The organism is Halovenus carboxidivorans (assembly GCF_009831575.1).
Taxonomy (GTDB): Archaea; Halobacteriota; Halobacteria; order Halobacteriales; family Haloarculaceae; genus Halovenus; species Halovenus carboxidivorans.
Genome location: NZ_WUUT01000001.1, coordinates 269,853 through 293,404, shown reverse-complemented (window position 1 = coordinate 293,404; position 23,552 = coordinate 269,853). Strand labels below are relative to the sequence as shown.

The window sequence follows — 23,552 nt, the reverse complement described above, 5'->3', positions numbered from 1 at the left end:
CCGACCGGCCTAATCGATCCACGGACGCTCCCGCTACGAGGGAGAGATTAAGCACACCCCTCCAAACAACTCCAAGGGATTCTTTTTAATATCACCCAGGGAGAAAATCTGGTCGCGACCTCAACTTTTGTAGACTCGATGCTGATATTCTATTCTTCGAGAAACGCGTCGGCAGTATACCGGCTGCCGGACAATGATTCAGAGATATCTATATCAAATTCCATTGTGAAGTCATTTCCACTGTCGGCGTTGACAGTTATCGACTGTCTCTGGGTATAGGTATCGCCGCCTTGGATATCGACTTGACCAACGAGGGTATTTGTACCGGCTTCATTTCCGTTGTTAACAACTCTAATTCCCAGGCGGACGTTGCCGAATGTTGTTGTCTCGCTACTGATATCTGTCACCTCCAAATCAGGTCCGCCGGTCGCTTCATCTACAGCGTCCGAGCAGCCGGCAACTGCTACCGATCCGAGTGAAAGAGTTACAATCCCGTTTCGCACGAGTTCACGCCGTTCCCGATCTACCATGTCTCCCAGGAAAGCCCTGTTGTAAATATATCTGACGTACTCGCACAAATTATAACTAAATTTTTTACATAGTATTATTACTCGACTAATAAATATATGTTATTTGGCTGAGACCGACACAGGCCGGTCAGAGAGGTATTGGAAGAGATCAGACACGCATGGATGGCCTGGATCTGCGCGGTAGTTTTGTTTCTGAGTGCCATACCAAAGGCGACAACCAGATGCTGACTGGACGTGACAGGAGTTCCCGGTCGTTCGATCCGAACTGTGGAAAGTCAGAATGACCGAAAACCCTTACGACGAGTCCGAGTAGATAATCTGTGAGTTCTGGTCGGCCGGGTTCCAGACGAGTTCGAGTTCCCAGTCCGCCGTCGAGAGGTCGGTGTTGCTCGGGATGCTGGTGGCTCCAACCGGTTCACCGTTGACGAACACCGAGGGGCTACCGGTGCCGGCCGAATCGTCGAGGTCGATCACGATGTCGTCGCCGGCGGAGATCTCGCTGGTGCTGGTTCCGTCCAACTCCGCCTCCAGCGTCTCGCCGTCAATCTCGCCTTCGAGGGTCACGACACCTGCCTCGAACGCGTCACCGCCGGTCACGCTGAGCGTGACGTTTCCCGTCGAGTTGTCCAGACTCGACTCGATAGTCGGCTGCGGCGCGGGCTCGTTGTTCCCGCCGAGTCCGAGCACGAACGAGGCGATGACGGCCGCGAGAATGACCGTGATCGCGACCATCAAGATCACGCCGATCACTGGACTGACTGCGCTATCGTCGTTACGTAGCGTAGATTGTACTCCGAGCACAACCGAATATTCCGCTCGTTCTGTGTAATAAACCCTGGCTTTGCTTCGGGACCGGACCCAAACTCGGGACAGGAGCAATCGATCCCCGGAGGTCGTGACCGCCACTGCGGCGTGTCGGGAGTGGGTGCGACATCGGCTCCCACGGGCAAGGAAAGCGTTGATGTTCTTCACGCTCGTTGCACGAATTGAATGGTCCGCCAGCGGGTGAACGAGGTCCTCGCAGAAGTCAAAGACCGATTGATCGAAGCCTTCGTGGAGGATCACACCTCCCAGGAGGTCGCGTTCAGTTTCAGCCTCGGCGTCTTCATCACCGCCCTGCCCTCGCTGGGAACGGGGCTGCTCGTGTTCGTCGTACTCGCGTATCTCTTCGATCGCCTGAGCAAGATCGCACTGTTCGCCTCCGTCGTCGTCCTCAATCCGGTCGTGAAGTGGGGCGTCTACGGCGCGAGCTACTCGCTCGGGCGGTTTATTCTCGGACCTGCACCGGGCGTCACCTTCACCAACGCCGACGTGTCGCTGTCGGCGGGTCCGGATCTGCTCGTTCGGCTCTGGCTCGGCAACCTCATCCTCGCGACGCTGTTCGCGATCATCGGCTACCTGCTCGCGCTCCGGATCGTCAACGAGTTCCGCCGCCGGGTCAGAAGCGACGACCACCCGCAGGTCGGTTTCCCGACCGAGACGACCCCCTCCGAGGAGTGAGCGCCTACCCGCCCTGTTCGACCGCTTCTGCCATCTGGACGATATTCTCTCCCTCGCCGGAGAGGACGGTCGGATAGCCGCCGAAGACCACAACGAAGTCGTCGCCGAGTTCGACGGCCTCGCTGATGTGGATGAACAGTTCGATGGGATTGCCCTGGAACCGGGCGTCGGCCCTGAATCTCACCAGCGGCGTCTGCTCGCCGTTGATCGTCACGGTCTGTTCGTCTTCTTCGGAGGGGGCGGCGGCCATGTCGTACTGCTGTTGGACCATCTGTGCGAGTTCTTGTGCGGACATATCCTCGACGGGATTGAAATTCCGTCCGAGGACGTTCACCTGCGGTGTCGTCAGTGCGGTGAAGACCGCCGCGTCGGCCCCGTCGAGCCCCGCCGTGGGAACGCTGATAGATTTGTGGTGTTCGGCGAGTTTGTTCGTCACGACGACATCTCGGCTCTCGCCGCCGGCCTCGAACGTCCGAGTGATCTCCCGATCGGAGACGCCGTCGAGTTCGTAGCCCGTCTCGTCGAGGACGCTCTGTGGAACCCGCGAGGGGTTGGCCTCGAACTCGGCCGCACCGCCGGTAATCACGTCCAGACAGCCCGCGATTCCGGCAATCGCTGCTGCCCCCGTCGCGGCCAGATACCCTCGCCGTGACCGCCGCCGTCCGCCGTTGGTCCCAGTCATAGTTGTGCAGGCGGGGGCGGAGCCGCATAGCCCTTGTGGGGGAAGATCAACAGCGATTATGTCGGTCGCACCGTATCCGGTGGGTATGTCCCGCCAGTTCTCTATCGTCGACGTCTTCGCCCAGGAGCGATACACCGGAAACCAACTCGCCGTCGTCACCGACGCCGCAGGTCTCGACGCCGAGGAGATGCAGGCGATCGCCGCCGAGATGGATTACTCGGAGACGACGTTCGTGACCGGTGAACCGACAGACGGAGCGTGGCCGGTCCGGATCTTCACCCCGACCGACGAGGTGCCCTTCGCCGGGCACCCGACGCTGGGGACCGCGGCCGTGATCCGCGACAGCCTCGCCGACGGCGCTCCTGAAAATGTCGTCCTCGATCTGGCCGTCGGAGAGGTGCCGGTCGAACGGCGCCAGGCCGAGGACGGCGACCGGTTCTGGATGCGCCAACAACCGCCGGAGTTCGGGGAGCGACTCGGCCACGCTGACCTCGCGGCGGTGCTCGGACTGGAGGAGACACAGCTCGATACCGACTATCCCGTACAGATCGTCTCGACTGGCCTGGCGACGATCATCGTCCCGCTGCGCGACCGGGCCGCGCTGACCGGGATCGAACTCGATCTGGACGCGTATCACGACCTCGTCGGCGGCCGAGAGGCGAAGTTGGTCCACGCGTTCTGTCCCGATCCGCGGGCAGACGAGAACGATATCGCCGCTCGGATGTTCGCGCCCGCGCTGGGCGTCCGCGAAGATCCGGCGACCGGGTCGGCGAACGGCTGTCTGGCCGCCTATCTCTCCGAGCACGAATACTTCGGCGCGCCGGCCGTCGAGGCCCGCGTCGAACAGGGCTACGAACTCGGTCGGCCGTCGCTGCTGTCCCTGCGGGCGAGCCCCGAGGACGACACAATCGCCGTGGAGGTCGGCGGCGAAGTCGTTCCCGTGGCGCGCGGCGAGTTGCTCTGAACCGACCGACGAGGCTTTGGTCGTGTCGGCCAACACTGTGACGATGGCAGTCACGCTCGGCCCGGAGACGCTGTTTCAGTACTATCGGTTCTCGCTGTACAACTCCCCGTTTACCGCCCACGACGAGGGGCGGGCGATCGATCTGTATCCGGAGACCGAGACCGCACCCTCCCCGGTCGCCGGAGAGGTCATCGACACGAAGACGGTCGAAGCGCCGTCGAAGCCCTACGCCGCCGAGCACGACCACCTCATCCTGATCGATACCGGCGAGTACGTCGCCCGGACGCTACACGTCGATCCGACCGTCGAACCCGGAGAGACGGTCTCGGTGGGCGATCCGCTCGGCGACCTCGTCCGGGCGGGCTTTTTCGCGCCGTGGGTCCCCAACCACATCCACCTCGGCTTCCGTAACCATGAGGACAACCTCTATCGCGCCTCGGGGTCGCTGCCGATCAGCGTCGATACCGACCTCCGGGCGGTACCGTGGGACGGAACCGGCACCGTCACCGACGCCGGAGAGACGTGGGTGCGCCTCGACGAGCCAACCCATCCCGCTCCGGGGGACCAGTTCGCGGGCGTCGAGAGCGGCGGCGGCGTGCTCGACGGCGGCTTTCCCCACTACGAGGGCGGCGGCGTCCTCGCCGGCGGCACCCGGGCCGAACTCGCCGGGCGGGCGGTCGGCACGCTCTCGGATCGAACCGTCGCCTGGGAGGAGTGTACTGTCCTGGCGAACGGGAGCCCGATCACCGGAGTGGCGCTGTTCTGCGGCCGGGATCGGCTGGGCGTGAAACTGGTCGATTACGAGATGGATCTCCCCGTCGGCGAGGAGGTCGAACTGTCCATCGAGCGGGAGTCCTGAGGCGTCGACGGCGGCTCAGGTGTCAGTTCCCACGAGCGCGAACTCGGTGCCGATGTCGTTCTCGGTCGCGTGCTGGTAGATGACGCGGGCCGCGGCAACGTCCTGAATGGCGAGTCCGGTGGAGTCGAACAGCGTCACGCCGTCCGGGTCGGGTCGGTCGACTCGGCCCGTGACCACGTCACCGAGTTCGCCGTGGAGGTCGTCGTCGTCCAGCCGTCCGTCGCTCCACGGGACGTTGATCTCGCCGGAGTGGGTGCACTGTTCGTAGTCGTCGATGACGATGGTCGCGTCCGCGACGACGTCGAAGGCGATTTCGTTCTTGCCGGGCGCGTCGGCTCCCATCGCGTTGATGTGAGTGTGCTCACCGACCGCCTCGACGATCGGCTCGGTGACCGGCGTGGTCGTCGAGACGATGTCACACGACGCCGCCTCGGTGATCGATCCCTCTCGGACGTCGAACTCGCCGGCGAACTCGTCGATGAAGGCCTCGATGGCCTCCTCACGGAGGTCGCTGATGACGACCGTCTGGACGTCTCGGACCTGCGCGATGGCCTCCAACTGCGTGTACGCCTGGATTCCCGCGCCGACCAACCCGAGCGAGGTGGCGTCTTCGGCGGCGAGATAGCGGGTCGCGACCGCGGCGGCCGCGCCCGTCCGCAGTCGGGTGAGTCCGGTTCCGTCCATCAGCGCCAGCGGAAAGGCCGTCTCGGGATCGGAGTAGATCATCGTCCCCATCACCGTCGGGAGACCGTGTCGCTCGGGGTTGTCCGCGTGCGAGTTGACCCACTTGACGCCGGCGGCCTCCCAGTCGTCGGTCTCGATGTACGCCGGCATCGAGCGGAAGTCGCCGTTGTGCTGTGGCAGGTCGATGTAGGACTTTGCGGGCATCTGCGTGTCGCCGTCGGCGTAGGCCGCGAACGCGGACTCGACGGCGTCGATTACTTCCCCCATCTCCGTGCTCGCCGTGACAGCCTCGGGATCGAGAAGGACCGTCTGCATACTGTGCGGTTTCGCTGGGACGCACTTATATGTGCGCCGCCGAGTCCGTAGCTGCGCTCAGACCGCCCGCTCGACGCCCTCGATTGCCCGGTCGATGTCGTCGTCGTCGACGTCCCAGTGCGTACAGAAGCGGATCGTGTGCTCGGCGAAGGGCACGCCCAGCACGCCCTCCTCCTCGCAGTCGTCGAGGACGGCCTCGGCGGGTCGGTCGGTGTGGACGAGGACGATGTTCGTCTCGGGGTCGTCGACGCTCAGGCTGTCGACGCGGCCGAGCCCCTCCGCGAGTCGCTCCGCTCGGCGGTGGTCCTCGCTCAGTCGGTCCCGGTTCGCCAGCGCCTCCAGTCCAGGCGCGGCGATCATCCCGGCCTGTCGCATCCCGCCGCCGAGGAGCTTTCGGACGCGGTGGGCCTCCTCGATCATCGCCTCGGGGCCGGCCAGCATCGAGCCGACGGGCGCGCCCAGCCCCTTCGAGAGACAGCACATCACGGTATCGACCGGGTCGACGAACTCGGCGGCCGGGCGGTCGTGGGCGGCCGCGGCGTTGAACAGTCGCGCGCCGTCGAGGTGGACGGTCAGCCCGAAGTCGTGGGCGGCCTCGGCCGCGGCGGCGATTTTCTCGGGCGCGATTGCGGTGCCGCCGTGGCTGTTGTGGGTGTCTTCGACCGCCAGCGCACCGGTTCCGGGTCGGTGTCCGCTCTGCTCGACGTAGCCCGTCCGGACCTGCTCCGGTTCGATGACGCCGCGCGGACCGGCATCGATCGTCCGCGGCTGGACCTCCGCGTGCTGGGCCAGCCCCGCGAGTTCCCACTTGTAGATGTGGCTCTCGCGCTCACAGAGCAGTTCCTGGCCCCGCTCGGTGTGGATTCGGCCGGCGATCTGGTTGCCCATCGTCCCCGAGGGGACGTACAGCGCGTCCTCGGTGCCGAGAATCTCCGCCGTCCGCGCTTCGAGTTCGTTGATCGTCGGATCCTCGCCGTAGACGTCGTCCCCGACCTCCGCGTCGCGGGCGGCGTCGCGCATCTCCTCGCTCGGTTTGGTGACGGTATCGCTCCGTAGATCGATCATACTCCCCGTACCGTCTCGATACTCAAAAATGCGGTCGGACTCCCGATGCTCGCGGAGCGTACTCGGGTCGTTCGGAGCCGCCAGCCACGGCGGCTACCCACCGAATCGAAGTGGTCTTCACTGCCGCACAGCCAACACAGGGCAAGCGATGGAGACCGACAGCGACGTGCGCGTGCTCGGCATCGAGGGGACGGCGTGGGCCGCCAGCGCCGCCGTCTACGACAGCGCGAGCGATTCCGTGGAGATCGAAACGGAGGCGTATCTGCCGGACAGCGGCGGCCTCCACCCCCGTGAAGCCGCCGAACACATGGCCGACCACCTCCCCGAGGTCATCGAGCGAATCATCGAGTACGCACGCGAGGAGTACGGTCCGGAGCCGTTCGACTGCGTGGCCTTCTCTCGGGGGCCGGGACTCGGCCCCTGTCTGCGACTCGTCGGGACGAGCGCCCGCGCGGTGGCGCAGCGATTCGATCTGCCGCTGGTCGGCGTCAATCACATGGTCGCACACCTGGAGATCGGTCGCCACTTCGCCGGCTTCGACGCGCCGGTCTGTCTGAACGCGAGCGGTGCGAACGCGCACCTGCTGGGCTACCGGGCCGGCCGTTATCGCGTGCTCGGCGAGACGATGGACACCGGGGTCGGCAACGCAATCGACAAGTTCACCCGCCACGTCGGCTGGTCGCACCCCGGCGGCCCGAAGGTAGAGGAAGCCGCCGAAGACGGCGAGTACGTCGAACTCCCCTACGTCGTCAAGGGGATGGATTTCTCCTTTTCCGGGATCATGTCCGCGGCAAAGCAGGAGTACGACGACGGCACACCGGTCGAAGACGTCTGCTGTGGCCTGCAAGAGACCATCTTCGCGATGCTCACGGAGGTCTCCGAGCGCGCGCTCGCGCTGACCGGCAGCGAGGAGTTAGTCCTCGGCGGCGGCGTCGGGCAGAACGAACGGCTCCGGGAGATGCTGACCTCGATGTGCGAGCAGCGCGGCGCGTCGTTTTTCGTCCCGGAGAACCGGTTTCTGCGGGACAACGCGGGGATGATCGCCGTACTGGGCGCGAAGATGTTCCGGGCCGGCCAGACGGTCCCAGTCGCGGAGTCGGGCATCGACTCGAACTTCCGCCCGGACGAGGTCGAAGTGACCTGGCGTCCGCCGGAGGCGACCGTCACCCGCGAGCGCGAGGAGTTCGTTCAGGGCGCGGAGTCCGCGGTCACTCTCGGTGACAGCGTCGAGAAACACCGCCACAGCCGCGCGTACCGCCATCCCGAACTGGACGAACGGCTGCGCCGCGAGCGCACGCGCCAGGAGGCACGGCTGTTACACGAGGCCCGCCGGCAGGGCGTGTCGACGCCGCTGGTCCGGGATATCGACACATCGGAGATGCGGCTGACGCTCCAGCACGTCGGCCGATGTGACCTGCAAGACGACCTCACGAGCGAACGCGTCGAGACGGTGGCCGAACAGCTCGCACGGCTGCACGAGGCCGGACTCGTTCACGGCGACCCCACCCCGCGGAACGTCCGCGTCGGCGACCGCGTCTCGCTGATCGATTTCGGCCTGGGCTACGACAGCAACGACCCGGAAGACCACGCGATGGACCTGCACGTCCTGCTTGGGAGCCTGGAGAGCACGGACGGCGACGGCGAGCGGTTGGGAGAGGCGGCAGTCGAGGCCTATCGTCGCGTCGGCGACGAAGCGGTGCTCGAACAGCTCCGGGAGATCGCGGGCCGGGGTCGCTATCAGTAATCAGATTCGGCCGCCGCAGAGAGGCCGATACACCACCAATAGATTTTTATCCCTTTTGCCCACGGTAATCTGTACCACAATCGGATAAACTGCCGTTAGAAGGCGTCAGGGAGTATTCTAGATGATAATAGAGGCAAAACATTTATATGTGTGTAGCAGTAACTATACATTAACGAAGCCCGTAGGACATATTTATAGATTGCCCCCACGGCAACAGGAGATCATCATGAGTGAATCACAGCGGACAGACGGTCGAGAGCGAACACGAGAACGCACGAACGAGACGGAATCCGAGCGGACCGAAGCGGAGACGGAGGTCTGCCCGGAGTGTGGTGGCAACCTCGTCAACGACGCGGAACACGGCGAGACGGTCTGTCAGGAGTGTGGGCTGGTCGTCGAGGAGAACGAAATCGATCCCGGTCCGGAGTGGCGGGCGTTCGACTCCCGCGAGCAGGATCAGAAGTCCCGCGTCGGCGCACCGACGACGAAGATGATGCACGACAAGGGACTGTCGACGAACATCGGCTGGCAGAACAAGGACGCGTACGGGAACTCCCTGTCGAGTCGCCAGCGCGAGAAGATGCAGCGGCTCCGGACCTGGAACGAGCGGTTCCGCACCCGTGACTCCAAGGAACGGAATCTCAAGCAGGCGCTGGGCGAGATCGACCGGATGGCCTCCGCGCTGGGGCTCCCGGAGAACGTCCGCGAGACCGCGAGCGTCATCTACCGACGAGCGCTCGAAGAGGATCTACTGCCCGGCCGCTCCATCGAAGGCGTCGCGACCGCCTCGCTGTACGCCGCCGCTCGACAGGCGGGGACGCCGCGCTCGCTCGACGAGGTCAACCACGTCTCCCGCGTCGACCGCATGGAACTCACCCGGACGTACCGGTACATCGTCCAGGAACTGAACCTCGAGGTCAAGCCGGCGAATCCGAAAAGCTACGTCCCCCGGTTCGTCTCCGAACTCGGCCTCTCTGAGGAGGTCGAACGCCGCGCCCGAGAGCTACTCGAAAGCGCCGAGGGGACCGAAGTGATCAGCGGAAAGTCGCCGGTCGGACTGGCCGCCGCGGCGATCTACGCCGCCTCACTGCTGACAAACGAGAAGGTCACACAGAACCAGGTGAGCGAGGTCGCCGACATCTCCGAAGTGACGATCCGGAACCGCTATCACGAACTGCTGGACGTCGAGACCGACGCCGTCGCGCAGTAACCCCCCGGTCACAACGCTTTTGTCCGACGGAAGTGTGTGTGATAGACACGCATGGAAGAGACACAGGTCCGCGTGCTCTGTCCGGAGTGCGGCAAAAACTGGCGTACGGCTCCCTCCGAGTTACCGGAGACGACCGCGAACTTTCACTGTCCGAACTGCCACGCGAGCCGGCGGCTCTCGGAGTTCATGCGGACAGAACACGACCTCCGGACGGTCAAACAGCTAGGTTGAGGTCGGGGAGACGGCGCCACAGGCCGCGCAGTGGAGCACCTCTGCACCCTGCTCGCGGTCGATGTTCGTATCCGGAAGGCCACACTCCGAGCAGAGGACGTACTGTTCGGTGTAGGCGTCGATGGCCTCCGCGATCCGGCGGGCGTCGAACTCGCCGGTGAGCCGTGCGCGGCGGCTCTCGTCGATGTGTGCGCTCGTCCCAAGTTCGTCCTGCAGGAACTTCAGGAGGTGATCCTCCTCCCGGCCCAGATCGTCACAGACGGTCTGGAAGTTCTCGAAGACGGTCGCGTGGCCCTCCTGGCGAACGTCCGGGTCGGGCACCTCGAACCGCTCCGAGTCGGCGTCGATCTCGGGAGTCTGGTCGATCCCCCGGTCGAGCATATCATCGTAGTCCATACTCGTCTGTTACCGCCGAGCAATAAAAGCCGTCCTGTTTGGCATCCGCCGTGAACTCACTCCTCCGGTTCCGCCGGGACCCCCACGACGGTCGTCTCCGGCGGCACGTCCTCCGTGACCAGCGAGTTCGCCGCCACCTGCGCGTTCTCACCGATCTCGACGCCCGGGAGGACGATCGCGCCGGCCCCGATCATCGCCCCCTCGCGGATGTGGACCGCGCCGGTGCGGTACTCCTCGCGGAGGAACTCGTGACAGAGGATCGTCGCGTCGTAGCCGACGATCACGTCGTCCTCGATGGTGATGAGTTCCGGCCAGAACACGTCCGGCGTCGATTCCAGTCCGAAGGCGACGCCCTCGCCGACAGTGACGCCGAGGCGTCGGAGGAGGACGCGTTTCAGCGTCAGGCTCGGGGAGATCCGACAGAGCAGAATGACGGCGTAGTTGACGGCGACGCGGAGCGGATTTCTGATCTGGTACCACTTCCCCAGCGAGGTGCCGACGTGTGGCCGCGGGTGACGGTCGACGCGGTCGCGGCGGTCGTCACTCGGCGTCCTCGCGTCTGCCTCGTCTCGGTCCGCTGCTGTCACAGCCCGCAGTTCGGGGGGGAGTGACTTCAAACACGCGACCCGTCAGTCGCTGCGCTGGGCGAGAACTAACAGCGCTTCGCTGTCCTCGACGGCGTACGGCGAGACCTCGCGCCGGCCGTCGAACCGAACCACATCTCCCGGGGCCACGTCGTAGGTCTCCTCGTCGAGATCCACCTCCAGCCGTCCCGACCGGAGATAGAGGACGATCTCCCGCTCGGGGTGGGTGTGCGGATCGACGCGTTCGTCGGCCTCGAGCGCCAGTCGGATCACCGTCGGTTCGCCGGCCTCGAACGGTCGGGCGTGCGGCGCTGCCTCCAGGTCGTCGAGCGACGCGTGCTCTGGCATGACTCACAGTTCGACGCTGCCGGGCAAGTGTGCTGTCCCGAACATCTCCCGACCGAACATAATCGGAACAATCCACAGGACCCACCGGGACGGAGCAGGAGGTATGAGCCAGGTAGACAGCGCCGATGCGGATCGGACCATCGACGTGCGACAGATCGAAGGTGCGCCGTTCGACGACATCATGGCCGAACTCGACGCCTTAGAGCCCGGAGAGACGCTGCTGTTGCAGAGCAGTTTCGAGCCGGAGCCGCTGTACGACGTGCTCTCACAGCGCGGGTTCGCCCACGAGACCGAGCAGGTCGAGCCGAATCTGTTCCACGTCGAGATTCGCCACGCCTGAGCCGGCGTCCGGCCGACGGCACCGCCGAGCGCCAAGCAGTAGCTCTTTGAGCCCCCGACTCCGAGAGCCGAGTATGGGACTGTTCGGAACGCTTCGATCGCTCGTGGTGTACGGGTTCGCCCTCGTGGGGCTCGCAACGATCCTGTTCGTGCTGTTCTCCTACGGCTGGGACGGCGGCCCGCCGGAGGTCAACCTCGAATCGCCCGACCCCGAGGAGGACTGAGCGGTCACTCCTCGGCGCGGAGATTGAGACAGCTGTTGAGTCGGGCGGTGACGATCCCTTCGACGATGTCGACTAGCTGTGCGCTATCGCCGACCGCGTCAGAGAAGATCCCGAGCGGCACTTCCCCGCCGGCCATCTCCCGGTGGCCGCCCGCGCTCCCGACGTCGTCGAACGCCTCGTCTAGCACCCGGCCGATGTGAATCCGCGAGTCCGTCGACCGGGCGCTCAGGTGGATACTCTCGTCGACGATACCGAAGACGATTGCCGTCTCGACGCCTTCGAGCGTGGCGAGATAATCCGCCGCCTGCGGCAGCGCGTCGCGCTCGCTCGTCCGGCCGACGTGACTGATTAGCACCGACCCGCGGACGATACGGTTGCCGATCGCCCGGCCGATTGCGTCGACGGTCGCACCCGTCACGGACGGGTTCGAGAGCTCTCGCAGCAGCGAGAGATCCGCCGCGTCGTGGAGGGAGCCGGCGGCGGTGTACTCGGCCTCGGTCGCGCCGCGGAGGAAGCCGAGCGTCTCCCGGCGGATGGCGAACAGAAGCGCCGTCGCGAGATGGGTGTCGAGATCCAGTTCGAGCGCGCGCAGGTACTCCGCCAGAATCGTCGCCGTCGCGCCGATAGACTCGCGGTGGTCGACGAACCGGCCCTCGACGCCCTCGGTCGGGTGGTGATCGATGACGATGTCGACGGGTGTGCCCTCCGGCACGCGGTTGTTCGCACCTGGCACGGAGTGATCGACGAAGGCCAGAAGCGACTCCTCGGGCCGGTTTCGGACCGTACTGGCGTCGAACTCGGTCAACTCGATATCGAGTAAGTTGATGAACGCGCGGTTCTGCTGGTGGGAGATGTCGCCGCTGTAGAGGATCCGTCGCTCGTCGATGCCCGCCTCGGCGGCGATCCGACCGAGCGCGAACGCGCTCGCCAGACAGTCCGGGTCGGGGTTGTTGTGACAGACGATGGTGAGTTCCTCGCCGGTCGAGAGCAGTTCGCGGAGCGATTCGACGTTCGACATACGGGAGCTACGGCCGCCCGGGGCACAAGCGTACCGGCCCCGTTCAGTCACCGATCTCCCGGAGTTCGTCGTTGATATCGGAGCCGGAACTCTCGCCGGGGAGGATGTCACCGAGCGAGGCCCCGAAGGAGGCGACGGTCCAGACGACGCTGATCCGCGCCAGCGCCACGACCGGATCGGCCCAGTTGTTCACCCGCCCCCACATCGTCATCAGCGCCGCCGAGGTGAGAAAGGAGACGACGGCGATACCGACCATCCGCCGGGGGATGAACCCGAAGATGGGGCGGTTGACTTGGACCTCCTGCGGGCCGGCCCAGTAGACCAGCGCCAGGATCATCAGCAGGACGAAGGCGGTGTTGATCAGGAAGTAGACCGGGAAGACACCGATCCGGAAGGACAGGAAGAACTCGGCAATCTCGAAGACGCCGTCCTCCACGAGAAACGGGATGGCGAAAAAAATCGATCCGACGAACGCCTCCGCGATGTCCCGGGAGGTGTACTTCTGGATCTTGTCCCCGAACACGTCGTCGAGCGTGGCCTCGACGGTCTCGTCGCGGAGACGGTTGACCTCCTCGCGGTTGTCGGATTCGTCGACGACGGCTTCCAGGTCGTCGAACTCGCGGTGGAGCGCGTCGATCAGCGCGCCGTCGCTCATCCGCTTGACCTCCGCCGGTGTCTCGACGGCCGTCAGATCGTCCCGCTCCGAGAGCCGTGCGTCCGCTCGTAGCATGGCGCTTTCGAGGGCGACCTCGGGCGGCCCCTCGTCCTCGGCGAGGATGTCACCGAGTGCCGCCCCGAGCGAGCCGACGGTCCAGATCACGTTGATCCGGGCGAGCGCTTCGACCGGCGACCGCCAGCCGTTGACCCGGCCCCAGACCGTCATCAACACCGCGGCGACCAGAAACGAGATCACCAGCGTCATGACCAACCTGACCGGGACGGTGCCGAACAGCGCCCGCGCCTCCGATCTGTCCTGGCCGGTCCACTCCATCAGCGCGTAGGTCATCACGACGACGAAGACCGTGTTGAGAATCAGAAAGATCGGGACCCCGGCCACGGTGAACTCGAAGAGATACGCGCCGATATCGAAGATGCCGCCCTCGACCAGAAGCGGCGACGCGAAGATCACGCTACCGACGAAGGCCTCGGCGGCGTCCCGGCCGTCCAGATCTCGGACGCCGGACTCGATCAGTCCGCGGTCGTGGGCCTCGACGAGCAGGTGTTTGATGTCGAGAATCTCCTCGTGGGTCTCCTCGTCGTCGGCCTCCTCCCGGAGCGTGATGAGATCCGCGAAGAGATCCTCGATCGTCGCGGGGTCGGCATCCTCACCAGCGGCGGTTGGCCCGGTTTCGGATGCTGTGGTCTTCGACATACCTTCCGTACGCCGGTTGTGCGAGCCGACCTATATACTTACGGCAACGCCGCCTGAGGCCGAGGGGCGGGATCACACTTGCCTGATCTCGTAGGCCTGCCCCCGGAACCGAAACCGCCGCGGTCCGTCGCGGAGAGCGAGCGCGCTCCCGTCGCTCCGCAGGCGGACCCGCTCGACATCGGGAGCCACGGGGGCGAGCATGTTCCTGATCGCGTACCAGTCACCGGTGAAGTCGCCGGACCGCATCACCTGTTCGGGGACGAGTCGTCGCTCCGCCGTCTCGGCACGTGTCAGGACGTACGTCGCGTCCGGCGGGAGTTCCTCGTCGCCGTACGGCGGGGCCGTGACCGTGACGGTATCGCCGTCGCGTTCGACCTGTACGTCCTCGGTCGGGGCCAGCGTCACCGGCTCACCGACGAGTTCGATCAGCGCCGCGCTCGCGTCGGTCGGAGAGCCGTAGCCGGCGACGACGGCGTACTCGCCGCCGCCGAGGTGGCCCCGCGTGAGTCCGCCGCCGCAGTTGCAGGGGACGGCCTCGCCGTTGAACGCCCGCAGCGACCACTCTTTGCGGCCCCCGGGTGGGAGGCTGCGACAGTCGCTCGTGTGAACGAACGGATCGACGTGAAACCACTGGCCGTCGACGAGTTTGTACAGGTTCCAGTGTCCACAGGTGAGGGTGCCGTCGCTGTGATTGACCATCTCGACGGAGAGCCGCCCGTCGAGTTCGAGCCGTTCGGCCGACGGCCGGACGAACGCCGGCGTGGTCGGGTCTGCCTCGTGATACCACTGAACAGTTCTCTCGTCTTCGAGGGCGGGAGGCTCGCGGCCAGCGAACCGGGAGTCGACCACGGGTCCCGGTTCGGCCGTGTGCCAGACGGCGACCCGCAGCGAGTCAGGGGATCCTCGGAACTCGTAGCGACCGGTCGGGCGACCTGTCACGTCTGCCCCGCCGACGAGGGCGAATTCGAGTCCGCGGCGTTCGCCGGCCGCGAGTCGGACGCGGTCGGTCATCCAGCCGCCGGCGTCGGTCACGCGCCAGTAGCCGTCGTCGCCGCGTTCGAGTTCAGGAACGTCCTCGGCCAGGTCGTTGCGCTCCGTCGGGGCGAGCCGGAGGTGGGCGTCGGTGCGGTCCGGGTGGTCGCCGCGGCCGTCGCCGAGGGCGGCGATCAACTGGGTGTCGAAGGTGTTCTCGAAGTCGTTTCTGTTCTCGAACAGCCCGCGGACGACCGGGGGGTGATCGGGCGTTGCGGTCTGGGCGAACCAGAGTGCGACCCGGCCGTTGTCGTCGGTGTGCCAGCTCGTCGTCGAGAGCGCGTACGTCCGGGGACCGGTTTCGAGGTCGATGACGGCTGTCCGCTCGCCGGGCTCTTCGACCGGCGGACTGGTCTGGCCCGACCCGGGTTCGGCCGCTCCGGACGGGTCGTCGTTCGTCGACTGACAGCCGGCGACGGCGGCCGTCGCGGCCGCGAGCGAGGTGAGGAGGGCACGTCGGCGCATACCCGGAGGACCGGCGGTACTGGCAAATATTTTCTGGAAGGTACGTCGTTCATTTAACGCTTCAGGGAGACGACCACCGGCAGGTGGTCCGACGGGTACGCGCCCTCGTGTCTCGTGTCGTCGACCGCGTAGCGGTCGACCTGCCACTCCGCGGTGACGAAGACGTGGTCGACGATGCGCTCGCGCGAGGACTCGAAATCCGTCAGCGTCGTCGCCGGCCCGGCACGCTCCCGGGCGGCGATGCGAGCGTCCCGTAGCGCGCGGTCGAACCCGTCACCGATCAGGCTCTCGTACGGTTCGCTTCCGGGTTCGGCGTTGAAATCGCCGAGCAGGACTGCCGGGCGGTCGGCCGGGAGCGCGTCGATCCGTTCGCGGGCGAGGCGGGCGCTTTCGAGTCGCGCCCGCTCGCCGACGTGATCGAAATGCGTGTTGACCACCGTCAGGACCGCACCGTTGGCGGGCCGACGGAGCGTCGCCGTCGTCAGCACGCGGGGGTACTCCGCGTCCCAGCCGACGCTTCCGGGGTCGCCGGATTCCGAGAGCCAGATCGTCTCCGTCCGCTCGCACTTCCACGAATCGGCGTATCCGATGGGCGTGTGTTCGCCGGAACCGGGCTCGGCGGCGACGCCGACCCACTCGTAGCCCGGGAGGTCGGCGGCCAGTTGCTCGTGCTGCTCGCCGGTACACTCCTGAACGCCGAGAATGTCCGGCTCGGCGGCCCGAACGCGCTCCGCGACGCCGTCTCGACGGAGCCGCCAGGCGTGTTCGTCGTCGTCCAGTACCGCGTGGCGGACGTTGTAGCTCAGCACCGTGACTGGATCCATCGTCTTGTCGTAGGACTGCACGCACTTTGCTGTTCGACCTGAGGCGGGCGCGACCGACACCGAAAAGGCGGTCCCAGCCGTTGGACGAGTGTGGTCTACGAGCGCGTCGCCGCACTGCTGGCCTGGGCCGGTATCATCGACCGACAGCGGCTCGACCGGACTGTCGAACTGTCGTGGCCGCGGATCGTCACCGGCTTCGCCATCATGTCCAAACAGACCGTCGACCTCGCGCTGGTCGGCTGGGCGGTCGGGTCGGCCGCCGTCGCCGGCCTCGCGTACGCCTACGCCTACTGGACGCTCGCGAAGTTCGTCGGAATCGGGCTCGCGGGCGGAGCCGTCGCGCTGGTCTCACAGAACTACGGCGGCGACGAGACGGGCCGGGCCTCGCTGGTCGTCAAGCAGGGCGTCTGGATCGCGCTGGCCATCGTCCTCCCCGTGGTGGCCGTCTACGCGCTGTTCGCGGAGCCGCTGATCGGCGTGCTCGGCTCGGAACCGGGGCCGATCGGCCACGGCGTGACGTACCTCGTCATCGTCGCGCCCGCGCTCGCCTTCGAGTATCTGAATCTGCTGATGAGCCGGACCTACGCCGGCGTCAGCGATACGTTCACGCCGATGGTGGTCCGGGCGACCGGCGGCGTGCTCAATATCCTCCTGAGCGTCGCCTTCGTCGTCGCCGGGATGGGTGTCGTCGGCGTCGCGCTCGGGACGCTCGTCTCGACGGCCGTGGTCACCGTCGTGCTCGGCTGGGGGGTGCTCGGCGGCTCCTACCCCGTGCCGGGGATGCAGGCCAGCCCGGTCACCTTCGAGGTCGGCGGCCCGCAGATCGACACCGAACTCGGCCGGCAACTCCTCACCGTCTCCGCGCCGCTGATCGCTCGCGGAATCGGTGAGATGGCGATCATCTTCCCGCTTCTGTGGATCGCCGGCGTCTTCGGACCGGTCGTCGTCGCTGCCTTCGAGATCGGACGGCGGGTCCGCGATCTGTTGATCAGTTTCAGCTGGGGGTTCTCGACGGCCTCCAGCACGCTCGTCGGCCAGGAACTCGGCGGGGGTGACGAGACCGAGGCCGCGGCCTACGGCGGCGCGATTACCCGGCTGTCGCTGGTCGTCCACGCGCTGGCCGCGGCGGTGGTCGTGCTGGCTGCCCCGTGGGTGGCCGAACTGTTCGTCTCCAGGCCGGCCGAGCTCGCCCAGGCCACCGTCTTCGTCCGCGTCAGCGCGGTCGCGGCGGTACTGCTCGGCGCGAACGGTGCCATCGTCGGCGCGCTTCGCGGCGCTGGTGACACGAACTGGCCGTTCGTGGCGACGGTCGTCGGCCAGTACGGAGTCGCGCTGCCGGTCGCCGCCGTCGGTCTCGTCACGCCGCTGGGCGTCGCCGGCCTGTACGGCGCGCTCGTGCTCGGCGCGGGCGTGCCGATTCTCATCAACGCGTGGCGCTACCGGAGCGGCCGCTGGAAGGTCGTCAGTCGGGAGTACCGACCGAGCGGACACTGACCCCCGGGATCGGGAGTTTTCACCGTCCAGGCCGTATCCGTGGCAATGAGTTCACGTCCGGAGCAACTCGCAGGTGTCGAGGGAGTCGACTGCACGGGCAAACAGGTGGTGATAACCGGCTCGACGAGCGGGATCGGCCGCGCCGCGGCGCTGGCGCTCGGGCGACTGGGGGCGGACGTGATCGTGCACGGCCGCGACGCTGCTGCCGGGGGCGAAGTCGTCGACCGACTCACCGAGATCGGTGCGACTGCGACGTTCGTACAGGCAGATTTTACTTCTACCGAGGCCGTCCGTCGGCTCGCAAGGAGGGTCCGTGAGGAGACAGACGGTCTGGATCTGTTGATCAACAACGCTGGCGGCTTCTTTCGAGACGAAACGGTGACCGATCTCGGCGTCGGGATCACCTTCCACGTCAACCACCTCTCGCCGTACCTGTTGACCGCGGAGTTGCTGGATCACGTCGAGGGCCGGATCGTCACGACCGCGTCGGCCGCCCATCAGGGGGCCGTCCTCGATATCGACGGGGTCCGCGGGCCGTCTCCGAAGACCGGGATGGAGGCGTACTCGCACTCGAAGCTCGCGAACTCCTCTTCGCGTCGGAGCTAGCTCGACGGCTCGAATCGGCCGGGCGGGGGGTCCCCTCGAACAGCATCCACCCCGGCGCGATTCCGGGGACCGGGTTCAGCCGGTTTCTCCCCGGTCCGCTGCCGTGGCTGGTGCGGAAACTCGAGGGAGTTCCGGGAGTCACCTCCGTCGCGGACGGGGCCGCAGAACTGCTGTTCGCCGGTATCTCGCCGCGGACTGCGGATGTCACCGGCCGGTACTTCGCGAGCCAGCAGCCACGGCCCCCCTCGGCGGCCGCGAGCGACCGCGAGGCGGGGAGACGGCTGTGGGAGGAGAGCGCGGCGATGCTCGGTATCGACGAGCCGCTGGCGGAGTACGGTCCCGAATCGACGTAACCGCGCAGGTCGGGCTGTTATGACGGTCCTGCGCGTGCGAAACAGGCGTCCGGGACACTCGGTTTTTAATACCTCCCCAGCGGAGAACTCAACACATGGTGCAGGGAGGAGTCGGCGTGCAGATCGCAGTCATCGTCGGGACCGTACTGGGGCTGTGGCTCGGCGCCCGGACGCTCGTCGACGCGGTGGTCAAACTGGCACACCAGTTCGGCGTGTCCGAACTCACGATCGGGCTGACAATCGTCGCGATCGGCACCTCGACGCCGGAGATTGTCGTCTCGATCGACGCCGCGCTCGCCGGCCTGGGGGATATCGCCGTCGGGAACGTCGTCGGGTCGAACATCTACAACCTCGCGTTCATTCTCGGCGTCGTCTCGCTCGTGCAGGTCGTCCCGGTCGAACGGTCGTTGCTCCACCGGGACGGGGTCGCGCTGATCCTCGCGACGCTGTCCGGGTTCGCCGTTCTGTTCGACCAACTCGTGACCAGCGTCGAAGGCGTCGTTCTCATCGGGTTGTTCGTCGCGTACACGGCCTACATGATTCGAGACGAGCGGGCACAGCCGACGGATACCGAGTATCCGGAGTCACAGGTGAGCAGAGCGGTCTCCACGTCCGAGTCGTTCGGAGCGCGGGATCTGCTCTTGCTGGTCGGCGGGCTCGCGCTGGTGTTAGTCAGCGGTCACTTCATGGTCGAAGCCGCCTCCTCGCTCGCGCGGGACGCCGGCATCTCCGACTGGGTGATCGGCGGAACGATCGTCGCTGCCGGGACGTCGACGCCCGAGTTCGCCGTCTCGCTGGTCGCGATCCGGCGAGGACACATCGGGATGTCCGTCGGTAACGTCGTCGGCAGCAACATCTTCAACATCCTCGGGATCCTCGGCATCGCGTCGGTCGTTCAGCCGCTGTCGGTCGGGTTCGCGGCGATCGAGAGCGCGGTCTGGTTGACCGTCGTCACGGTGCTCATGGTCGGGGCGCTGTGGACCGGCCGGAAACTGACTCGACCCGAAGGACTGGTCTTTGCCCTCTCCGAGATGGCTCGCTGGGCCGCGGGTATCCTGCGGCTCTTCGGGTGAGTCAACTGCGCTCGTCCGGACAGCGATCCCGGATCCGGAAGCCGTCCGTGCGGAGAGTGATCTCGACTGCTTTGATCGGACACTCGTGGCCGATCCACGACAGCGTGCTCTCGGTGTTCAGCGTCGACATATCGACGGTAAGGTCGTAGCTTCCCGGCTCCAGGTCCGCCGACTCGCGGGTCCACGTCGTCCCCGGGTCGATCTCTCCGGCGTCGAACCCCGTGATCACGGTGAGATCCTCTCGCGTCGTGTCGAGGACGAACCGCACGGAGTGGGCGCGAGAGTCGTCGTTCGTCACGGAGATCTGAAGCTCCGACGCCGCCGGTTCGGGCCGTCGGTCGGGTTCCTCGTCGCCGCCGGAACAGCCGGCTAGACCCGTCGTAAGCGCCGCGCCAGCGGCCACGAGAATTCGACGCCGTTGCATACGTGACTGTCTCTCGGGGCGCTGAAAAACCCCGGGTACGCCGGCTACGCGGCGCGTCGGTCAGGATCGTCGCACGGCGATAGCGAGGCTGTCGAGCGGCCGGCGAGCGGAAACCAGATATTTATCCCCGCGCTCACCAGCCTACGTATGTCCGACCGATGGCTGGCGGCCTGGGGGTTGACCGCGCTGGCGTTCGGCAGTGCGTCGCTGATCGTCCCGCTGTATCTGGTCGAACTCGGCGGCGACGCCTTCGATCTGGGAGTCCTCTTTGCGACTGGCTCGTTCATCGGAGTCCCCGGCGCGCTCGTGTTCGGTAACCTGGCCGACCGGACGGGGAAACGGCGCGTGTTCGTCCTCGCGGCGATGGGGATCACGGCCGCGGCGATGGCCGCGATTCCGCTGCTCGACAGGATCCCGCAGGTCGTCTTCGCGAACGCGGCCCTGTGGTTCGGGTTCGCGGCCGCGACCCCGGTGTTGACCCTGCTGGTCGTCGCCGGCGAACCGGAGGACCGCTGGAGCCTGCTCATCGCTCGACTCAACAGGATTCAGGGGATCGGCTGGGCGGCAGGACTCGGGGTCGGGTTCGCAATCGTCGCCGGATCGTCGGGAGCCGTCGATACCGTGACCGCACAGCGGTGGGTCTGTTTCGCCTCGGCGGCCAGTGCCGGGGCGGGGCTGGTGCTCGGGGTCCGGACGCTCCCGGCGGACCCGGCCGCCGGAACGGAGCCCTCGCCCGGGCGACTCCGCCGGCAGGTCCGGCGGGCGGGTCGGTTCAACGTCCGCGGCGCGGCGTTTCCGTTCGCGCCGGCCCGGTTCGATCCACGCGGGCTACACCCCCGCGTGCTCCTCCGGCGGTTCTCCCCGCAGTTGGGGCTGTACTTTCTGGCTGTACTCGTCGCGTTCACCGGTTTCGGCGTCTTCTTCGCCCCGCTTCCCGCCCACCTCGCCGAGGCCGGCTACGGGTCGAGCGAGACGTTCGGCCTGTATCTGTTGCTCAACGTCGGCGCGGCGGTCTTTTTCGGGCAGGCCGCGAGCCTCGGGGAGAGATTCGACGTGACGACCGTACACGCCGGGGGACTGCTCCTCCGGGCGGCGATGATGGCGCTTCTCGTCCCGGTCGGGGTGGTGCTTCGGAATCCGGTCGCGGAGTTGTGGGCGGTCGGGGGACTGTTGTTCGTCGTCGGCACGACGTGGGCGGTCATCGCCGTGACTGCGGCGACGCTGGTGACGAAACTCGCCCCGCCGGCGATCCGCGGCGAGGCACTCGGAGCGTACAGCGCGCTCGTCGCCGTCGGCGGCGGTCTCGGGGGGCTGCTCGGCGGCTGGCTCGCCGCCTTCGGGTATCTCGTCGCCTTCGGTGTCGCCGGCGGGCTGATCGGCTCTGCGGCCGCCCTCGTCGTAGTCCTCTCACAACGTGCGACGACAGCGGCGACACCCACTCCCGAGTCCGCCTGAGGGAGCGACCGGGTCGCTTTCGGCTGTGACGTCGAAAAGTAAAGTAGCTCTGCTCCGGAACAACGAACATGGGTAGCGACGACATCGACGAGGTAGACACAGCCATCCTGTACGCGCTGCAGGAGGACGCCCGGAACCTCTCTTCGGGGGACATCGCGGAGCGGACCGGGACCTCGGACAGCACCGTCCGCAAGCGGATCCAGCGCCTGGAGGAGGAAGGTGTCATCAAGGGGTACAGCGCCGAGGTCGACTACCAGCAGTCCGGCTATCCGCTCCGGATGCTGCTGTTCTGTACCGCGCCGATTCCCGAGCGCGGCGAACTGATCGACGAGATACTGGAGATCAACGGTGTCGTCTCCGTCCAGGAGCTAGTCACCGGCGAACAGAACCTGCTCGTCACTGCCGTGGGCGAGTCCGACGACGACATCACGCCGGTCGCACAGGAACTGCTCGATATGGGGCTGACCGTCGCCGACGAGGTGCTCGTCCGGAGCCACAAGACGACGCCGTTCGGCATGTTCGACCCGGAGGCCGACAGCGAGAGCTAACGGAGAACGCGTTTCACGTCCCGGCCGGTCGCACGCCGGACCACGGACTCGACGGGGTTGTCCGTGCCGGCGAGGTTGTGTGAATCGCCGTCGAGGACGGTGAGGGCCGCTCGCCGCCCCGGTTCGATTACGCCGCAGTCCAGCCCGGCAATCTCCGCTCCCGCGGTCGTCGCCATCCGCAGCACTTCTCGTGCACTCACGTCGAACTCCCGCTCCGTATACGCCATCTCTCGAAACATCGACGGCGGGTTGAGCATCACGTTGTCCGTGCCAAGCGCGACGGTGGTGTGATCCAGGAGGTCACGGATCGGCGGTCGTCCGACGCCCAGAACGGAGTTTGTCCGCGGACAGGCCGCGACAGGGACCGACTGCTCGGCGACGCGGTCGAGATGCTCCTGCTCCGCGTGAACCATGTGGATCAGGAGATCCGGCTCCAGATCCAGCGCCGGGTGGATATCGGTCGGATCGGGTTCGCCGGCGTGGATCGCGAAGGGAACCCCCGCCTCCCGCGCCGCCGCGCGCTCGTCCGCGAAGTCGTCGTCGTTCGCGCCGCTCGCGCCGTACCCGTCGGCCACCGCCAGCACGGACGGATCGCCGCTGCCGAAGATGAACGGCTCGGCGCCGGCGGACTCGCCGGCCTCCCGGAGCGCGCGTGCCCCCTCGACGCCCGACTCGCGGAAATCGAGACAGGAGACCGTTCCCGTCTCGCTCATGTACTGCAGTGTCCGGCGCATCGCGTCCACGAGGTCCGCTCGGTCGGCCTCGGCCAGTTTGCGGTGTTTCAGACTGTCCGGCGGGGCGACCGCCTCCTCGAGCGAGAGTCCGACGGCCGCGTCCTTCGCGACGGAGTCGCCGAGATGTGTGTGAGCGTTGACGAACGCCGGGACGATGATGTCCGTCGAGGCGGTCTCCGTTTCTTCGACGGCCGTGATACGGCCGTCGTCGACGACCACCCTGCCGGAGATCGGCTCGAACGACTCGCCAGCGAGTACTGTCCCTGTGAGTTCTTCCATGCGGGTACCGTGGTGACGGTCACAAAATGGTCTTTCTATGTGCCGAACGGCCCGTCGCGTCGACGGGCTGAACCAGATCGGCGGGAGGGGAGCAACAGAACAGCGGTCTGAGAGCGCCTGTGGGCTGATTTTCTCGCAACGACCGATGCGGCGGCGGTCGTGGAGGAAGTACGTCACGACAACACAACCCATATTAGGAG

28 protein-coding genes are annotated in these 23,552 nt (G+C 66.4%); 14 read left to right on the top strand and 14 right to left on the bottom strand.

The window, feature by feature from the left end; translation table 11 throughout:
- Nucleotides 1–149 precede the first annotated feature (149 nt).
- Nucleotides 150–530, bottom strand: coding sequence for a hypothetical protein (locus GRX03_RS01480; RefSeq protein ID WP_201289148.1), 381 nt, complete (start codon nt 528–530; stop codon nt 150–152).
- 294 nt (nt 531–824) lie between these two features.
- A complete protein-coding gene (locus tag GRX03_RS16670) occupies nt 825–1,262 on the bottom strand; it encodes a type IV pilin (protein WP_159762429.1) in 438 nt (145 codons plus the stop codon).
- 258 nt (nt 1,263–1,520) lie between these two features.
- Between GRX03_RS16670 and GRX03_RS01470 the strand changes: the two genes are divergently transcribed.
- Nucleotides 1,521–2,030, top strand: coding sequence for a DUF2062 domain-containing protein (locus GRX03_RS01470; protein WP_159762428.1), 510 nt, complete (start codon nt 1,521–1,523; stop codon nt 2,028–2,030).
- Nucleotides 2,031–2,034: 4 nt separating this feature from the next.
- Here the strand turns inward: GRX03_RS01470 and GRX03_RS01465 are convergent, their stop codons facing one another.
- Nucleotides 2,035–2,712 (bottom strand): DUF6517 family protein, encoded by a 678-nt coding sequence (locus tag GRX03_RS01465; RefSeq protein ID WP_159762427.1) that lies wholly within the window; start codon nt 2,710–2,712, stop codon nt 2,035–2,037.
- Between the two features lie 85 nt (nt 2,713–2,797).
- Between GRX03_RS01465 and GRX03_RS01460 the strand changes: the two genes are divergently transcribed.
- Together GRX03_RS01460 and GRX03_RS01455 are read left to right on the top strand one after the other, a co-directional pair.
- Nucleotides 2,798–3,676, top strand: a complete 879-nt coding sequence (locus tag GRX03_RS01460; RefSeq protein ID WP_159762426.1) for a PhzF family phenazine biosynthesis protein — start codon at nt 2,798–2,800, stop codon at nt 3,674–3,676.
- A 43-nt stretch (nt 3,677–3,719) separates the two neighbouring features.
- Nucleotides 3,720–4,535: a hypothetical protein gene (locus GRX03_RS01455; RefSeq protein ID WP_159762425.1), complete on the top strand. Its 816-nt coding sequence runs from the start codon at nt 3,720–3,722 to the stop codon at nt 4,533–4,535.
- A 15-nt stretch (nt 4,536–4,550) separates the two neighbouring features.
- Here the strand turns inward: GRX03_RS01455 and GRX03_RS01450 are convergent, their stop codons facing one another.
- Together GRX03_RS01450 and GRX03_RS01445 are read right to left on the bottom strand one after the other, a co-directional pair.
- Entirely contained in the window at nt 4,551–5,534 is a 984-nt protein-coding gene (locus GRX03_RS01450; RefSeq protein ID WP_159762424.1) for an ornithine cyclodeaminase family protein, read from the bottom strand.
- Nucleotides 5,535–5,591: 57 nt separating this feature from the next.
- On the bottom strand, nt 5,592–6,599 hold the full coding sequence (locus tag GRX03_RS01445; RefSeq protein ID WP_159762423.1) for a threonine aldolase family protein: 1,008 nt from the start codon (nt 6,597–6,599) through the stop codon (nt 5,592–5,594).
- A 148-nt stretch (nt 6,600–6,747) separates the two neighbouring features.
- Between GRX03_RS01445 and GRX03_RS01440 the strand changes: the two genes are divergently transcribed.
- From GRX03_RS01440 to GRX03_RS01430, 3 genes are all read left to right on the top strand, one after another.
- Nucleotides 6,748–8,343 carry a bifunctional N(6)-L-threonylcarbamoyladenine synthase/serine/threonine protein kinase gene (locus GRX03_RS01440; RefSeq protein ID WP_159762422.1) on the top strand — a complete coding sequence of 532 codons (1,596 nt, stop codon included), beginning with the start codon at nt 6,748–6,750 and terminating at the stop codon, nt 8,341–8,343.
- Between the two features lie 226 nt (nt 8,344–8,569).
- The gene (locus tag GRX03_RS01435) at nt 8,570–9,553 is read left to right on the top strand and encodes a transcription initiation factor IIB (protein WP_159762421.1); all 984 of its coding nucleotides are present in this window, start codon (nt 8,570–8,572) and stop codon (nt 9,551–9,553) included.
- A gap of 51 nt (nt 9,554–9,604) precedes the next feature.
- Complete coding sequence (locus GRX03_RS01430) at nt 9,605–9,784, top strand: DUF7836 family putative zinc-binding protein (RefSeq protein ID WP_159762420.1); 180 nt, start codon at nt 9,605–9,607, stop codon at nt 9,782–9,784.
- Here GRX03_RS01430 and GRX03_RS01425 read toward each other — a convergent pair.
- From GRX03_RS01425 to GRX03_RS01415, 3 genes are read right to left on the bottom strand one after another with little or no spacing between them, the layout of a single operon-like run.
- Nucleotides 9,776–10,180 (bottom strand): translation initiation factor IF-2 subunit beta, encoded by a 405-nt coding sequence (locus tag GRX03_RS01425; RefSeq protein WP_159762419.1) that lies wholly within the window; start codon nt 10,178–10,180, stop codon nt 9,776–9,778. The two genes, GRX03_RS01430 and GRX03_RS01425, sit on opposite strands and share 9 nt — an antisense overlap.
- A 56-nt stretch (nt 10,181–10,236) precedes the next feature.
- Entirely contained in the window at nt 10,237–10,767 is a 531-nt protein-coding gene (locus tag GRX03_RS16835) for an acyltransferase (protein ID WP_368277894.1), read from the bottom strand.
- Nucleotides 10,768–10,809: 42 nt separating this feature from the next.
- Entirely contained in the window at nt 10,810–11,112 is a 303-nt protein-coding gene (locus GRX03_RS01415; protein WP_159762418.1) for a cupin domain-containing protein, read from the bottom strand.
- 103 nt (nt 11,113–11,215) lie between these two features.
- Here GRX03_RS01415 and GRX03_RS01410 point away from each other — a divergent pair, with 103 nt between their 5' ends.
- Together GRX03_RS01410 and GRX03_RS01405 are read left to right on the top strand one after the other, a co-directional pair.
- On the top strand, nt 11,216–11,452 hold the full coding sequence (locus GRX03_RS01410; RefSeq protein ID WP_159762417.1) for a DUF2249 domain-containing protein: 237 nt from the start codon (nt 11,216–11,218) through the stop codon (nt 11,450–11,452).
- 73 nt (nt 11,453–11,525) lie between these two features.
- Nucleotides 11,526–11,675: a hypothetical protein gene (locus GRX03_RS01405; protein ID WP_159762416.1), complete on the top strand. Its 150-nt coding sequence runs from the start codon at nt 11,526–11,528 to the stop codon at nt 11,673–11,675.
- A 4-nt stretch (nt 11,676–11,679) separates the two neighbouring features.
- Here the strand turns inward: GRX03_RS01405 and GRX03_RS01400 are convergent, their stop codons facing one another.
- The 4 genes from GRX03_RS01400 to GRX03_RS01385 form a co-directional block, all read right to left on the bottom strand.
- Nucleotides 11,680–12,693 carry a DHH family phosphoesterase gene (locus GRX03_RS01400; RefSeq protein ID WP_159762415.1) on the bottom strand — a complete coding sequence of 338 codons (1,014 nt, stop codon included), beginning with the start codon at nt 12,691–12,693 and terminating at the stop codon, nt 11,680–11,682.
- A 43-nt stretch (nt 12,694–12,736) separates the two neighbouring features.
- A complete protein-coding gene (locus tag GRX03_RS01395) occupies nt 12,737–14,065 on the bottom strand; it encodes a DUF2391 family protein (RefSeq protein WP_159762414.1) in 1,329 nt (442 codons plus the stop codon).
- A gap of 72 nt (nt 14,066–14,137) precedes the next feature.
- A complete protein-coding gene (locus tag GRX03_RS01390) occupies nt 14,138–15,562 on the bottom strand; it encodes a hypothetical protein (RefSeq protein ID WP_159762413.1) in 1,425 nt (474 codons plus the stop codon).
- 53 nt (nt 15,563–15,615) lie between these two features.
- A complete protein-coding gene (locus tag GRX03_RS01385) occupies nt 15,616–16,386 on the bottom strand; it encodes an endonuclease/exonuclease/phosphatase family protein (protein ID WP_159762412.1) in 771 nt (256 codons plus the stop codon).
- Between the two features lie 90 nt (nt 16,387–16,476).
- Here GRX03_RS01385 and GRX03_RS01380 point away from each other — a divergent pair, with 90 nt between their 5' ends.
- The 4 genes from GRX03_RS01380 to GRX03_RS01370 all read left to right on the top strand — a co-directional run bounded on the left by GRX03_RS01380 (nt 16,477) and on the right by GRX03_RS01370 (nt 19,912).
- On the top strand, nt 16,477–17,880 hold the full coding sequence (locus GRX03_RS01380) for an MATE family efflux transporter (RefSeq protein ID WP_368277893.1): 1,404 nt from the start codon (nt 16,477–16,479) through the stop codon (nt 17,878–17,880).
- 45 nt (nt 17,881–17,925) lie between these two features.
- Nucleotides 17,926–18,486, top strand: a complete 561-nt coding sequence (locus GRX03_RS16660) for an SDR family NAD(P)-dependent oxidoreductase (protein ID WP_233739760.1) — start codon at nt 17,926–17,928, stop codon at nt 18,484–18,486.
- A gap of 110 nt (nt 18,487–18,596) precedes the next feature.
- Nucleotides 18,597–18,839 carry a hypothetical protein gene (locus tag GRX03_RS16655; protein ID WP_233739759.1) on the top strand — a complete coding sequence of 81 codons (243 nt, stop codon included), beginning with the start codon at nt 18,597–18,599 and terminating at the stop codon, nt 18,837–18,839.
- Nucleotides 18,840–18,934: 95 nt separating this feature from the next.
- A complete protein-coding gene (locus GRX03_RS01370; RefSeq protein WP_159762411.1) occupies nt 18,935–19,912 on the top strand; it encodes a calcium/sodium antiporter in 978 nt (325 codons plus the stop codon).
- A 1-nt stretch (nt 19,913) separates the two neighbouring features.
- Here the strand turns inward: GRX03_RS01370 and GRX03_RS01365 are convergent, their stop codons facing one another.
- Nucleotides 19,914–20,336, bottom strand: a complete 423-nt coding sequence (locus tag GRX03_RS01365; RefSeq protein ID WP_159762410.1) for a hypothetical protein — start codon at nt 20,334–20,336, stop codon at nt 19,914–19,916.
- Nucleotides 20,337–20,483: 147 nt separating this feature from the next.
- Here GRX03_RS01365 and GRX03_RS01360 point away from each other — a divergent pair, with 147 nt between their 5' ends.
- Complete coding sequence (locus GRX03_RS01360) at nt 20,484–21,791, top strand: MFS transporter (RefSeq protein WP_159762409.1); 1,308 nt, start codon at nt 20,484–20,486, stop codon at nt 21,789–21,791.
- Between the two features lie 68 nt (nt 21,792–21,859).
- Nucleotides 21,860–22,339, top strand: a complete 480-nt coding sequence (locus GRX03_RS01355; protein WP_159762408.1) for an Lrp/AsnC family transcriptional regulator — start codon at nt 21,860–21,862, stop codon at nt 22,337–22,339.
- Here the strand turns inward: GRX03_RS01355 and GRX03_RS01350 are convergent.
- The gene (locus tag GRX03_RS01350) at nt 22,336–23,352 is read right to left on the bottom strand and encodes an amidohydrolase family protein (RefSeq protein ID WP_159762407.1); all 1,017 of its coding nucleotides are present in this window, start codon (nt 23,350–23,352) and stop codon (nt 22,336–22,338) included. The genes GRX03_RS01355 and GRX03_RS01350 overlap by 4 nt on opposite strands.
- Nucleotides 23,353–23,552: the final 200 nt, after the last annotated feature.